The organism is Citrobacter europaeus (assembly GCF_037482245.1).
Classification (GTDB): Bacteria; Pseudomonadota; Gammaproteobacteria; order Enterobacterales; family Enterobacteriaceae; genus Citrobacter; species Citrobacter europaeus.
Map to the genome: position 1 here is coordinate 2,527,225 of NZ_CP148084.1, position 13,748 is coordinate 2,540,972.

At 51.5% G+C, this 13,748-nt stretch carries 13 protein-coding genes; 8 read left to right on the forward strand and 5 right to left on the reverse strand.

All coding sequences use genetic code 11. The annotated features are described in order from the left end of the window. Nucleotides 1-129 precede the first annotated feature (129 nt). From WHR59_RS11930 to WHR59_RS11945, 4 genes are all read right to left on the reverse strand, one after another. Nucleotides 130-1,449: an MFS transporter gene (locus tag WHR59_RS11930; protein ID WP_043016353.1), complete on the reverse strand. Its 1,320-nt coding sequence runs from the start codon at nt 1,447-1,449 to the stop codon at nt 130-132. Nucleotides 1,450-1,510: 61 nt separating this feature from the next. Then, the gene (locus WHR59_RS11935) at nt 1,511-2,461 is read right to left on the reverse strand and encodes a phosphoglycerate dehydrogenase (protein ID WP_043016352.1); all 951 of its coding nucleotides are present in this window, start codon (nt 2,459-2,461) and stop codon (nt 1,511-1,513) included. 47 nt (nt 2,462-2,508) lie between these two features. Continuing rightward, entirely contained in the window at nt 2,509-3,393 is an 885-nt protein-coding gene (locus tag WHR59_RS11940) for a dihydrodipicolinate synthase family protein (RefSeq protein ID WP_087053269.1), read from the reverse strand. Then, complete coding sequence (locus WHR59_RS11945; RefSeq protein WP_100194392.1) at nt 3,386-4,555, reverse strand: iron-containing alcohol dehydrogenase; 1,170 nt, start codon at nt 4,553-4,555, stop codon at nt 3,386-3,388. The genes WHR59_RS11940 and WHR59_RS11945 overlap by 8 nt, the downstream gene beginning before the upstream one ends. Nucleotides 4,556-4,726: 171 nt before the next feature. On the opposite strand from WHR59_RS11945, the gene dtnK reads away from it, so the two are divergent. Genes dtnK through WHR59_RS11960 form a run of 3 tightly spaced genes read left to right on the forward strand, consistent with a single transcriptional unit; the run spans nt 4,727 to nt 7,713 of the window. Beyond that, nucleotides 4,727-5,971, forward strand: a complete 1,245-nt coding sequence (dtnK, locus tag WHR59_RS11950; RefSeq protein ID WP_100194391.1) for a D-threonate kinase — start codon at nt 4,727-4,729, stop codon at nt 5,969-5,971. Then, nucleotides 5,964-6,950, forward strand: a complete 987-nt coding sequence (locus WHR59_RS11955) for a D-threonate 4-phosphate dehydrogenase (RefSeq protein WP_338844038.1) — start codon at nt 5,964-5,966, stop codon at nt 6,948-6,950. The genes dtnK and WHR59_RS11955 overlap by 8 nt, the downstream gene beginning before the upstream one ends. 1 nt (nt 6,951) lies before the next feature. Further along, the gene (locus WHR59_RS11960; protein WP_043016347.1) at nt 6,952-7,713 is read left to right on the forward strand and encodes a DeoR/GlpR family DNA-binding transcription regulator; all 762 of its coding nucleotides are present in this window, start codon (nt 6,952-6,954) and stop codon (nt 7,711-7,713) included. On the opposite strand, the gene ptrR is transcribed toward WHR59_RS11960, so the two are convergent. Continuing rightward, entirely contained in the window at nt 7,710-8,585 is an 876-nt protein-coding gene (ptrR, locus tag WHR59_RS11965) for a putrescine utilization regulator PtrR (protein ID WP_043016346.1), read from the reverse strand. The genes WHR59_RS11960 and ptrR overlap by 4 nt on opposite strands. A 102-nt stretch (nt 8,586-8,687) precedes the next feature. Here ptrR and sad point away from each other — a divergent pair, with 102 nt between their 5' ends. The 5 genes from sad (at nt 8,688) to WHR59_RS11990 (ending at nt 13,712) form a co-directional block, all read left to right on the forward strand. After that, nucleotides 8,688-10,076 carry a succinate-semialdehyde dehydrogenase gene (sad, locus tag WHR59_RS11970; RefSeq protein ID WP_338844039.1) on the forward strand — a complete coding sequence of 463 codons (1,389 nt, stop codon included), beginning with the start codon at nt 8,688-8,690 and terminating at the stop codon, nt 10,074-10,076. Between the two features lie 103 nt (nt 10,077-10,179). Continuing rightward, nucleotides 10,180-11,757 (forward strand): methyl-accepting chemotaxis protein, encoded by a 1,578-nt coding sequence (locus tag WHR59_RS11975; protein WP_043016344.1) that lies wholly within the window; start codon nt 10,180-10,182, stop codon nt 11,755-11,757. Between the two features lie 62 nt (nt 11,758-11,819). After that, the gene (glsB, locus tag WHR59_RS11980) at nt 11,820-12,746 is read left to right on the forward strand and encodes a glutaminase B (protein ID WP_043016343.1); all 927 of its coding nucleotides are present in this window, start codon (nt 11,820-11,822) and stop codon (nt 12,744-12,746) included. Next, a complete protein-coding gene (locus tag WHR59_RS11985) occupies nt 12,746-13,105 on the forward strand; it encodes a DUF4186 domain-containing protein (protein ID WP_286523308.1) in 360 nt (119 codons plus the stop codon). The genes glsB and WHR59_RS11985 overlap by 1 nt, the downstream gene beginning before the upstream one ends. A 79-nt stretch (nt 13,106-13,184) precedes the next feature. Beyond that, nucleotides 13,185-13,712 (forward strand): GNAT family N-acetyltransferase, encoded by a 528-nt coding sequence (locus WHR59_RS11990; protein ID WP_075146161.1) that lies wholly within the window; start codon nt 13,185-13,187, stop codon nt 13,710-13,712. Nucleotides 13,713-13,748 lie beyond the last annotated feature (36 nt).

A 13,748-nucleotide genomic window follows, 5' to 3' on the forward strand; every position in this document is an offset into this window, starting at 1 on the left:
ACGTTTGCTGGCGAAAATACAATCATTTCGTGATTTATATCACATTATTCTGCTGAATGTTTGGCGGTTTTTCGGGGAACCGGTCAGTACGATGACTGACCGGGAAACAGAGCAAAGTGATTGCAGGTGTTAATGCTGTCGTGCCTGGTTCATGCACAATGCGTCATACTCGCTGTCAACGATGGGTTCGACTTTGCCCATTAAAAACAGGTAATTCAAAATACCCAGTACGACGAGTGCCGCGGAAAATACAAGGGCCCACGTAAATGAACCCGTGGCAGCGACGATTGCACCTGTAATAATCGGGCCGACTGCACCACCCATGTTTGAGACGGTATTCTGTAACCCGGCAACAATCGACACGCTGTTTTTGGGGGCAACATCGCCTGGTAATGCCCAGACCTGTGAGGCCGCGACGGTAGTTCCTGATTTAGCTACACACAGTAAAAAGACAGTCATGAAAACGGAGTCAGTAAAGGGGGCAAAACCAATACATAAAGCCATCAATAAACCAATAGTCAGGAATAATTTTCTTGTAGCGGTGAGCGATAATATCCGTTTATGTACCATGCGATCCGACGCCCAACCTGCGAACACTTCAATCACCATTCCGCAAAGCAATGGTAGGGCCGCGACCATACCCATTTTGATAAAATCCATACCTTTGTCTTTTACCAGATAGGTCGGCAACCAGGTAATAAAGAAATACGAAGTGTAATTGATGGTGAAAAAACCGATACACATTGCCCAGATATTGCGATAGCGTAGCAACTTATACCATCGCATGGGTAATACAGATTTATCACCATGTTTCTGTTTTTGCCCCTCGCGAATATGTTTCACTTCCGCCGGGCTGATTTTTTTGTGATCTTCCGGGTTTTCGGTATAAATAAAATACCACGCAATGACCCATAAAATTCCCACGCTACCAATAATAAGAAACGTTAATCGCCAGTCGAATTGATAAATCATCCAGACGATCAGCGGCATGGCAACGGCCCCGCCGAATTTTGAGGCACTGTCAAACAACCCGGAAACAGTTGCTCGCTCTCTGTCAGGGAACCATCGTGCGGCGATCCCCGCATTGCTTGGATAGGCAGCGGCTTCACCCACGCCCAAAGCCAGTCTGAGTGCCAGCAGCGACTTAAAACCAGTGGCCAGCCCCATCATTGATGTGGCTATTGACCACCACGCTACGGCAATGCCCAGACCTTTTTTCTGGCCGAAGCGATCGGCGAACCAGCCTGCAGGTATTTGCAATAAGGAGTATGACCAAAAGAATGCTGCCATTATAAACCCCATCATTTCGGGATCGAGCTTAAGCTCATCAATAAGATGCGGAGCAGCAGCTGATAATACCGTTCGGTCAATATAGTTAATTGCAATAGCAAGCCACATTAATCCCGCAATCCACCAGCGAATTCGGGATTTTTCAGCTAAATTATTCATATATTTGGCCCATGGTAGATGTTTATTGTTTTAGTATGAAGGGTACATTTTTACCGTTCTTTTAGAGTGAGTTCATAATGTTTTGCGGCTTATGTTGATGTATGACGCACGCAATAATATTGTGTACGCATTGCTCTCCAATATTGCTCACCGCACCTTCGGTATATCCTGCGATGTGCGCCGTCGGAATAAAGTTTTCAAGGGCAAACAAAGGATGTGAATTGCAGGGCTCCTGTATAAAGACATCGGCTGCAGCTCCTTTAATAACGCCCTGAGTCAGCGCCTGGAACAGATCCTCTTCATTAACGACACCACCGCGTGAAACATTGATTAAATAGCTGCTTTTCTTCATTTTCTGCATGCGGGCCAAATCAAAGAGATTTTTTGTTTCAGGGGTTAGCGGTGTATGGAGGGTAATAAAATCACTGTTTTCTGTTAAAGCATCTAATGAGACATACTCAACGCAATTTGCTTTGGCGAATGACTCATCCTGCCAGGCATCGTGTGCCAGTATGCGCATGTTGAAACCGCGGGCACGTAGCGCGACCTGTTTACCTATGTTGCCCAGCCCAATGATACCTATGGTTTTGCCATAGACATCAGAGGCGAAAATACGTGGCCAATTTCCGGCGCGAGTTTGCTCAATTGCACCGGGTAATTGCCGCGCACAGTTGAGAATCAATGAAAAAGCAAAATCGGCGACGGCATGTTTGTTGGCATCCGGCACATTGGTAACGTAAATGCCTTTTTCCCGGGTGGCATCCAGGTCGATGTTATCGACACCGACGCCATGCTTACAGACGATTTTCAGCTGAGGGGCCGCTGCCAGCAATTCAGCATTAACCTCTGTGAAGGCAACGATCATCGCCACCGTGTCTGCAAGGTATGGTTCGAGTTCTTTTCGTCCGATATCTGCGGGAAGCATGATTAATTTAAGACCCGCATCCTGCAGTTGCTCGATTGGCTGCCGATCGTATTTGGCAAATGACGGAGAAGTACAGATGACGTTCATAATACAATCCTGTTAGTTAAGCGGCGTTACCGCCGCTGTAAAAGAGGTTATTGCAGATAGTTATTGATAATCTGTTGGATCAGATTTTCCTGTTGTGCGTTAAACGTGACAGCGTAACGACTTGCGCCAACCTCATGCCCCATGATTTGCAACGCTTTTTTGACTGCAGCGGGCGAGAAGGCAACTTTATAGAGATCGGTTCGCAAACCCGTGACGCTTTCCTGTGCCTCATGCGATCCGGCAATATCACCGGCCTTGAATCGCGCCCAGATAGCATTAATTTCTTTTGGCGCCACGTTTGCCAGACCAGAAATACAGGCAGAACAACCGTCAACGAATCCCTGGTGAATCAGCGAATCCGGCCCATTCAACACATCAAAACCTTCAATATCTTTGACGGCGTCAAGGAATCCACCGAGGCTTTCATAGCTACCGGCGCTGTCTTTGATGCCAATGATGTTGGGATGCGCCGCCAGCACTCTTGCGGTTGCCGGTTCAATGGTGTTACCCGTACGTGCCGGGATGTTATAGAGAAATACCGGCACCGATAGCGCGTCGGCAATCGCGGTATAGTGGGCAATCAGTTCCTGCTGTTTGAGCGGAACAAAATACGGGGTAATCACCGATACGGCATCGACGCCCAGTTTTTCTATTTGTTTACCCAGACGAATGGTTTCACGGGTTGAGATTTCACCAATATGCGCCACCACATTTGCCCGTCCAGCAACTTCCTCAACGCAGGTACGGGTCACCGCTATTTTTTCTTCCTCGTTAAGTACAAAAAACTCGCCATTGGTGCCGCCGCAGAAAATACCGTTTCCAGCGTTTAGCTGGCGATTAACCTGGTTTTTGAGTTCGGTGAGGTTTAATGCCCCTTCGTTATCGAAAGGGGTGACGATTGCCGTCAGTACGCCACAGATTTTTTTACTCATGATTCACTCCTTTGGTAATCAGTTCTGGAAATAGTGTTTGATAAATAGCCTTAACATCGTCATGGCTCACCTGACAGGGCGCGTTGTTCATAAGACGTTTTACGTTAAGCGCGGCATCGGCCAGCGCGGAAAGGTCAGTGGAGGGCACGCCAAGCGTTGCCAGGTTGTCGGGCAGGTTGAGCCGTTTCACAAGCACGGAGAAGTACTCCACCAGCGCGAAAGATTTTTCTTCAGCGCTGAGTGTGCGATCGGCGCCAGGTAGCAGATCCCAGACCTGGGCAAATTTGTTGACCGCGTGAGGGCGAACCACCTTCATGCAGGGTGCTAACAGAATCGCGTTAGCGACACCATGTGGGAGGTGGTATCGCCCCCCCAGCGGATAAGAGAGCGCATGAACCAGATGTGTACCGGCGTGATTAATCGCTACACCGCCATAGTATGACGCCCACAGCATTTCCAGTTTAGCCAGCAAATTGTTCGGTTCATTAACCGAGGTTTCGATGTTTTTCAACAATTTCTGTAAACCGATGAGCGCAGCGTTGTCGCTGATTGGGTTGGCGATAGTTGCTGTAAAGCACTCAATCAGATGACAGAGCGCGTCAATGCCGGTGGATGAGGCGATGTGCGCTGGCATGCTGGTGGTGAGTTCCGGTAGCAAGGCGACATAATCCGGCAGCAGCACCGGGGAGATGATACCCACCTTGGTGTTTTGTTCGGGGATGGCCAGTATCGCGTTTGGAGTGGCTTCTGAACCCGTGCCTGCTGTGGCGGGGATTAGCACGGAGGTCACACGTTGTTGCGGTTTTTCACCTGCCAGCATGGCGTCAAGCGTCGGGGACTCAGGGTGACATAAGACGGAGAGCAGTTTCGCCACGTCCAGTACGCTACCGCCGCCAATGCCTATCACCATTTCCACATTGAGGTCAGCCACGCGTTTGACGAGTTTGCTGACGTCATGATGTCCCGGCTCGGCGGGTACGTTATCAATCAGTGTCACCTGACGGCCATCATTAGCCAGCAGGGTACGGATCTGCGCTACTGCATCCAGTCGAACAATATTTGCATCAGTTACCAGCAGTAACTGGCGTTTACCGCTCAGTAATGGCTCCAGAGCGGGGATGGCATGCGAACCGCTGATCACGGTGCTATTAATTGTTGCCACAACATTCTCCTGTTGTTTGAGTGATTGAATTCGCTCACTGTGATTCAGGAACGATGACATCATGGGCTAAATTTATAATTTATCTCGGAACTGAATAACTTGAGCTTGCTCACACTTAATCAATTGTGATTGAATATAATCATTAACAACACATAACGACCCGGAGCATGGATGAGTAAACAAGTAGCTAGACCGCAAATCCTGGTTATCGCCGATGACTTTACCGGGGGGAACGATGCGGGGGTCAGCCTTGCGCTGACGGGAATGACGGTGAATGTCGCCTTCACGTTACCCTCCACCGAGGAGACCGACGTACTGGTCGTTAACAGTGATAGTCGTGCGTTGGATGCACCGCAGGCATCTTCCCGCGTGAGAGCTTTAGCGCTTGCCTGTCATACAGACTCGCGGGCGCTGTGGCTAAAGAAAATGGATTCCACATTACGTGGCAACCCAGGGGCCGAAGTTGAGGCGTTAATGCAGGTCACCGGTAAAAATCTGGCCATTGTTGCGCCAGCGTTTCCCCTGGCCGGTCGGACGACTGAACAAGGTCTTTGCCTTATCAACGGTGTCCCGGTTACCCAAACCGAATTTGCCAGTGACCCGAAAACCCCGGTAGCTAGCGCTGATATTTGTGCGGTACTTCAGGCACAAACCACCATCACATGCCGGGCTATGTCACTGAGTGACTATTTGCAACGCCTGACAGAACCTGCCGCTGATATGCCGCAAATTTGGGTGGTTGATGCGCAGAGTAATGCCGATCTCGATGCCATTGTTGTTGAAGCAATGGAGCGAAATGATACGCCGCTTTTGGTGGGGTCAGCAGGAATCTGTGACGCACTGGCTCGCCATATCCAGACGGCATCTTCCCGGCGTTTACTGGCGATTGTGGGCTCAATGAGTGAAATTGCTCAACGCCAGATTGCTGTTGTGCGCAGAAACCCGCAGGTAGAGACGGTATTCATTGATATCGAAGATATGTTGAAGGGGGCTGTGACGGGGTACGTCGCCCGCATCATTGGCGTTCTGGCATCCGGTAAACACTGCATTGTTCACACTTGTCCTGATACTGATGCGCGGCACCATATTCCGCATCTTTGCGCCCGCTGGCAGGTAAGTCGCGCTCAGTTGGGCGAAAAAATCTGCCAGTTCCTTGGGCAACTTACCCGACAGGTTGCTGATGATATCTCACCCGCAGCGCTGTATCTCTCTGGCGGCGATGTTGCTATGGCGGTTGCTGAAGCGCTCGGAGCAACAGGATTTCGTATCAGCGACCGTGTGGCCCAGTGCGTGCCGTATGGTCATTTTGTTGGTGGATACTGGCAGCGCCCGGTTATGACAAAGGCAGGGGGGTTTGGTGACGAAACGACCTTGCGTCAGGTTTTGAATTATGTTGAGGAGAAAATGAGTGAATAACACTATTGCGGTAACCATGGGCGATCCGGCGGGTATTGGACCGGAGATCATTCTTAAATCACTGGCGGAAGGAGAGCTTTCTGGCGCGCCGGTCATTGTTGTTGGATGCGTGCAGACGCTGCGACGGATCCATTCATTGAATATAACACCGCCAGCGGAACTTCGGGTGATTGAAAGTGTAGCCCAGGCGCAATTCGCCGCAGGTGTAATCAATGTCATTGATGAACCGCTTGCCGATCCAGATTCTCTCCAGCCCGGTGTAGTGCAAGCACAGGCCGGGGATCTGGCATATCGCTGTATCAAGCGTGCCACGATGTTGGCGCTGAATGGCGAAGTTAAAGCGATAGCCACTGCGCCTCTGAATAAAGAAGCATTACATCTGGCGGGTCATCATTATCCTGGGCATACCGAACTGCTGGCGCAACTGACCAACAGTAAAGATTATGCAATGGTGCTGTATACCGACCAGCTCAAAGTCATCCATGTCACCACCCATATTGCGTTACGAAAATTCCTGGATACGCTCAGCGAACAGCGGGTGAAAACTGTTATTCAGGTAGCACATGATTTCCTGCGTCGCGTTGGGTATGAAAATCCGCGTATTGCGGTGGCAGGGGTGAATCCACATGCTGGAGAAAATGGTCTTTTTGGCGATGAAGAAATCAAAATAGTTGGACCCGCAATCCAGACTATGCAGGCGCTGGGGCTAAATGTCACCGGGCCGTGCCCACCGGATACGGTATTTATGCAGTGCCACGAAGGAATGTACGACATGGTGGTAGCGATGTATCACGATCAGGGGCATATTCCGCTAAAATTGCTTGGATTCTATGATGGGGTGAATATCACCGCCGGGTTACCGTTTATTCGCACCTCTGCAGACCACGGTACGGCGTTTGATATTGCCTGGACAGGTAAAGCCAAGTCTGAGAGCATGGCGGTGTCCATCCAGTTAGCAATGCAAATCACGCGGGATTAAAATGAAGGGATATAATCGGTTAGAACAGATTATGGATTATCTGAAAGGGCATAATCTGGCGACGGTAGAACAGTTGGTTGCCGTGACGGGCGCCTCTCCGGCGACTATTCGTCGCGATCTGATTAAACTCGATCAGGAAGGCGTGATCAGCCGTACCCATGGTGGTGTGACGCTTAACCGATTTATCCCATCGCAGCCTACTACGCATGAGAAAATGCAACGCAGCCTGCAAGAAAAACAAGCGATCGCCAGCGCGGCAGCAAGCCTGGTGAAGGCAGGGGATTCTATTGTTCTGGATGCAGGTACGACAATGATTGAACTGGCTCGTCAGCTCACCCATCTGCCGCTGCGGGTCATCACCAGCGATCTGCACATCGCACTTTTTTTCTCCGAGTTTAAACAAATTGAAGTGACGATCATTGGCGGGCGGATTGATGACTCCAGCCAGTCATGCATCGGCGAGCATGGGCGTAAACTGTTGCAGAGCGTCTGGCCGGATATCGCGTTTTTAAGCTGTAACGGTTGGGATCTGGCGCGTGGGATCACCGCGCCGACGGAAGAGAAGGCCGGGGTAAAACGTGACCTGATTGCCAACGCCAGTCGCCGGGTACTGCTGGCAGACAGTTCAAAATATGGCGCGTGGTCATTGTTTAATGTTACCCATTTGAATGCGCTGACGGATATTGTGACCGATGCCCGGCTCAATGAGGGCGTGCGCGAGCAACTAGAACAGTTACCCTGCCAACTGACGATTGCCAGTTAATCCCTATTCTGCGACAACTGGGGGTTCAAGACCTCAATAAACGCTTCCAGTTGCCTCGTCATTGCGCCTCTGCGCCAGACCAGCCACGTATTCAGCCAGCGCCAGTTTTCGCTTAGCGCCCAGGCGTTGACCTGATGATGCCCAGGCATGCTCTCCAGCATCGAACGCGGGATCAGCGCGATACCCGCGCCGGCAATAACGCAGGCCAGCATTCCGTGATACGACTCCATTTCATGAATGGTGCCGGGCATTGCGCGATCGGCATGAAACCAGCTTTCAAAGTGGCGGCGATAGGAACAGTTGGCGCGAAAGGCGTAAATACTACAACCGTTAACATCACTGGCCCGCTGGATGGGAGGGTGACCGTGCGGCGTGACAATCATCATCTCTTCACGGTAGACCGGCATTCCTTCAAGGCCAGGATGGGTAATCGGACCGTCAACAAAGGCGGCGTTCAGCGTCCCCTCGAGCACACCATCCAGCATCGTGCCCGAAGGGCCTGTCGCCAGCGCAAACTGAATTTTGGGGTAACGCTGGTTATATTCCGCCAGCGTGGCGGGGATTCGCACAGCGGCAGTACTTTCCAGCGAGCCAAGAGAGAACAACCCCTGAGGTTCATCCCCGGCGACGACCATTCTCGCTTCCTCAACCAGTGCGAGGATCCGCTGGCTGTAGCGCAAAAAGTTGTGCCCGGATGGGGAAAGTCGCAGACGCTGGTTTTCACGAATAAACAGATCGACGCCAAGGTCGGCTTCAAGCTGGCGAATGCGGGTGGTGAGATTAGATGGCACGCGATGCACCTTCGCAGCGGCCTGCGTAATACTGCCGGTCTCTGCGACGGCATTGAACATTTCCAGTTGCGTCAGATCCATGGTGTTCTCTATTCGTGAATGGTGTGGTTAATATTATTCATTTTTCAGAAAGAGTAAATATGCGCATGATATAACCATACCCTGCGATGAAGAGAGGCAACTATGACTATCACAGCAGCAACACATGCGATTTCCGTTAATCCTGCTAATGGAGAAAGGCTGGCAGCGATGCCATGGGCGAGCGCTGAAGAGATTGCACATGCGCTGAGCCTTGCTGCGAAAGGCTACAGCGAATGGAAACATACTTCCGTTGAACACCGTGCGCAAACGCTGCGTGATATTGGGCAGGCTCTGCGTCATCGTGCGGAAGAGATGGCGCAATGTATTTCCCGTGAAATGGGCAAACCCATCAAGCAGGCACGGGGTGAAGTTGCCAAATCGGCCGCATTGTGCGACTGGTACGCCGAACATGGCCCGGCGATGCTCAATCCGGAACCTACGCTGGTGGAAAACAATCAGGCTGTGATTCAGTATCGCCCCGTAGGAACCATTCTGGCGATCATGCCGTGGAACTTCCCACTCTGGCAGGTACTGCGTGGCGCCATTCCAATTCTGTTGGCCGGAAATGGCTACCTGTTAAAGCATGCACCGAATGTAACCGGCTGTGCTGCGGTTATCGCCCAGGTATTTGCTGATGCGAATGTTCCTGCCGGGGTTTACGGTTGGGTGAATGCCGACAACGCTGGGGTAAGTCAGATGATCAATGACCCGCGTATTGCGGCGGTAACGGTGACGGGCAGTGTTCGTGCCGGTGCGGCGATTGGCGCTCAGGCAGGGGCGGCGTTGAAGAAATGTGTGCTTGAGCTGGGTGGTTCCGATCCGTTTATTGTCCTTAATGATGCTGATCTTGACCTGGCCGTTAAGGCGGCAGTTGCCGGGCGTTACCAGAACACTGGGCAGGTGTGTGCGGCAGCGAAGCGTTTCATTATTGAAGAAGGTATTGCGGCAGAATTTACGGCTCGTTTTGTCGCGGCCGCGAGCGCGCTCAAAATGGGCGATCCGCTGAACGAAGAAAACGATCTGGGTCCGATGGCGCGATTTGATCTGCGTGATGAGCTTCATCAGCAGGTTGAAGCCTCCCTTGCTGAAGGAGCGCGATTACTTCTCGGCGGGGAAAAAATTGCAGGCCACGGCAATTACTATGCTGTGACGGTACTGGGTGATGTCACTCCAGAGATGACGGCTTTTCGTCAGGAGCTGTTTGGCCCGGTTGCAGCGATTACCGTGGCAAAGAATGCGGAACATGCCTTAGCACTGGCAAATGATAGTGATTTCGGTTTATCCGCCACGGTGTTCACCGCAGATGAAGCGCTGGCGCAGAATATGGCGTCACGCCTGGAATGTGGAGGCGTATTCATCAATGGCTTCAGTGCCAGCGATGCCCGTGTTGCATTTGGCGGCGTGAAGAAAAGTGGTTTTGGCCGCGAGCTCTCTCACTTTGGCCTGCATGAGTTCTGTAACGTGCAGACCGTCTGGAAAAACCGCCTCTGATGGTGTGGGTGCCTCCATCGGGGGCACCTGTCTTATTTCTGCAATTTTTCTGTCATTTACTCTCCGTATATTCGCGTCTAACGCTTTGATACAGAAGAGTAATATGAACATAACGCAAATTTTTCAACGTCTGATCCCCCGTCAGTTTGGTTTGTTAACTGGTATTTTCTGCATAATTGCACTGTTCTCTGTATTGCAGGTCGCGTCCTCTTTGATGCTCTCGGCCTCAGTCAGCGACGCGCAGCATAATGAAGGTCGTAATCAGCTCGCGCTAATACAGCAGGCGAAGATCGATGAAGCGAGGGTGGCATTATTGTCTGCCAGCGATCTGCTTAACCGGGCTGGAGTTTATTTTATGCAGGATGCCGCCACCGGCTCTGATGGAAGTTGGCGGCCATTAATGGAGGAGGCTCATCGGGCGCTGACACAGTCAAAAACCGCATGGGATGCATGGAGTCATTTAAAACCGCAGCCGGATCCAGAACTCACGGAGAGCTATCAGCGCTTTTATAGCGGCATTCAGGAACAGGCGGACGGGCTGATGCAGTCCGGTTCGATTGACGCTTTTTTTGCCGTGCCCGTACAGGCGTTTCAGTCAGATTTTAACGACAACTACGCCCGCTTTCAGCAGGAAAGTGGGCGACATGCGGAAGTTGGGCGTCAGCAATTGTTGACCAGTCTTGAGCGTTTACAGCATCTGTTTTTGTTTATTCCTCTGGTGCTGGTGGTTATCGCTGTGCTGGTCTGGCGCAGTATGTCTCGTTGGGTGATAACACCGCTGCGACGGCTGATCGATCATATCGATATTTTAGCGGCAGGCGATCTTTCCCGACCAGCTCCGCAGGTGAGTCAGTTCAATCGGGAAGTGATGCAATTAAGTTTGCGAATTGCTGCAATGCAGCAGGGACTCTGCGCGCTGGTACAGCAGGTGAATGACGCCACAACCGCAATGGTGGGGAACATCAGCGAACTTGCGCAAAATAATAAGCAGTTGTATCAGCAATCGGCGAAGCAAAGTGAAGAGTTGAGTACCGTGACTTCGCATATTGGTTTTCTTGAAACGCATGTTGAGGATAACAGTGGCTTTGCTCAACTGGCGAATCAGCGTGCTGTGCAGGCCCGTGATATTGCGGCGGGCGGAGACCGAATGATGGCGACGGTAAATGCGTCAATGCAGGCGATTGTGACGCGCTCGTCTGAAATGCGCGGAATTATAACGCTAATCGACAACATCGCGTTTCAGACAAACATCCTCGCACTGAACGCGGCAATCGAGGCTGCACATGCTGGGGAACAAGGGCGCGGGTTTGCAGTGGTCGCCAAAGAAGTTGGACTTCTGGCGCGAAAAAGCGGTCAGTCGACGCAGAATATTCAGGCGCTCATTCAACACTCTTTACAGGGCATTGAAGAGGGCTTTCATGCCGTAAACGGGCTGGATGAGAATCTACAGCAGGTTATTTCGCTGGTGGAAAACCTCGGCGCATTGCTGAACGATATTTCGGCGGCAACGTTAAATCAGGGGGACAGTATTCACCAGTTGACTCGTAAGCTTCATGTTCTGAACGGAGAGGCCCGGCAAACCAGCGATCTGGTGAATGCCGCATCCAATTCTTCCTTGCAGCTACATCATGAATCTCACCAGCTTATGCAGGCAGTGGCCAGATTCCGCCTTCCGGCCTGACGCTGCGTATTCAGCTCTGTTATACTCGCAGGCCTTTCATACCTGCGAGCAAGGAGCATGTTGTGGCCAGGGCCATGGACAATTCAATTTTAGAGACCATTGTGCAGCAGGTTCGTCCGCTGATTGGTCAAGGTAAAGTCGCTGATTACATTCCTGCATTAGCTTCCGTGGACGGTTCAAAACTGGGTATTGCCATTTGCACCGTCGATGGACAGCACTATCAGGCGGGGGATGCGCAAGAGCGCTTTTCTATTCAGTCAATTTCAAAGGTGCTCAGTCTGGTCGTGGCGATGCGTCATTATCAGGAGGATGAGATCTGGCAACGTGTCGGCAAAGATCCATCCGGTCATCCTTTTAATTCCCTGGTACAGCTGGAAATGGAACAGGGGATCCCGCGTAATCCCTTCATCAATGCCGGGGCGCTGGTGGTTTGCGACATGCTGCAAGGGCGACTGAGCGCACCGCGTCAACGGATGCTGGAAGTGGTTAGGGCATTAAGCGGCGTATCGGATATCGCCTATGATTCGACAGTGGCGCGTTCTGAGTTTGAGCACTCGGCGCGTAACGCGGCTATCGCCTGGCTGATGAAATCATTTGGCAATTTCCATCATGATGTGACCACCGTTTTACAAAATTACTTTCACTATTGTGCGTTGAAAATGAGCTGTGTAGAACTGGCGCGTACGTTCGTCTTTCTGGCGAATCAGGGACATGCCTTTCATCTTGCGGAGCCCGTGGTTACGCCCATGCAGGCCAGGCAGATCAACGCGTTGATGGCTACCAGTGGCATGTATCAGAACGCAGGGGAATTTGCCTGGCGAGTAGGTTTACCGGCGAAATCTGGCGTTGGCGGCGGTATAGTGGCTATCGTTCCCCACGAGATGGCGATTGCCGTCTGGAGTCCGGAACTGGATCCTGCGGGAAATTCGCTGGCGGGTATCGCCGTGCTGGAGCAATTAACACAACAACTGGGGCGCTCGGTTTACTGATGAATACGCTCGGTCCTCTTTTTGCCAGGCTGGCGAAATCAACGTTTCGCTCGCGGTTTCGTCTTGGTCAGAAAGAAAGGCAGTATTGTCTGGATAAAGGTGCGCCAGTTATCGAGCAACACGCTGCGGATTTTATTGCCAAACGGCTGGCTCCGGCGTTACCGGTCAATGATGGTAAGCAGACGCCCATGCGTGGGCATCCGGTCTTTATCGCTCAACATGCTACGGCCACCTGTTGTCGGGGCTGTCTGGCGAAATGGCATGATATTCCTCAGGGTGTCGCGCTTAACGATGAGCAGCAACGTTACGTTGTCACGGTTATTTATCACTGGTTAGTGCTTCAAATGAATAAGCCATAGATAACATAATCCTATGATATGTCTCCTTGTGTTGTGCTTTTGTTAAAAGCAGTATAAGGGGTCAATCTAAGGAGAAAAAATGGCTACCTGCAAACCCTGCTTTGTGATGAGTTCGGCACAGATTCTGTCGAGAATCGACGAGCTCAGCGACATCCTTGAAACATGCGTCAATGACGGCGCCTCTGTCAGCTTTATGCTGCCTTTTACGAGTGAAAAGTCACGACCTTTCTGGATGAGCGTCGCGCAAAGTGTCGACCGTGGAGAAAGGATTGTTCTGGGGGCACAGGACGCACAGGGTGTTCTAGTTGGTACCGTCCAGCTCATTATCGATCAACCCGAAAACCAACCCCATCGTGCAGATGTCGCCAAACTACTGGTTCACACCTCTGCGCGACGGGGCGGTGTGGCTCGGGAATTGATGAACGGACTCGAACGTTGCGCGCATCAACAAGGCAAGACGCTGCTGGTGCTTGATACGGCCACGGGCAGTTCCGCTGAGTTGTTCTACCACAATTGCGGATGGCAAAAAGTTGGGGTGATACCCGACTATGCCAAAATGCCCGACGGGACGCTGACCGGGACCACACTTTTCTATAAAACGCTCTAATTTATTATCGGGGATTGATCAAAACAGGGTTTCAAT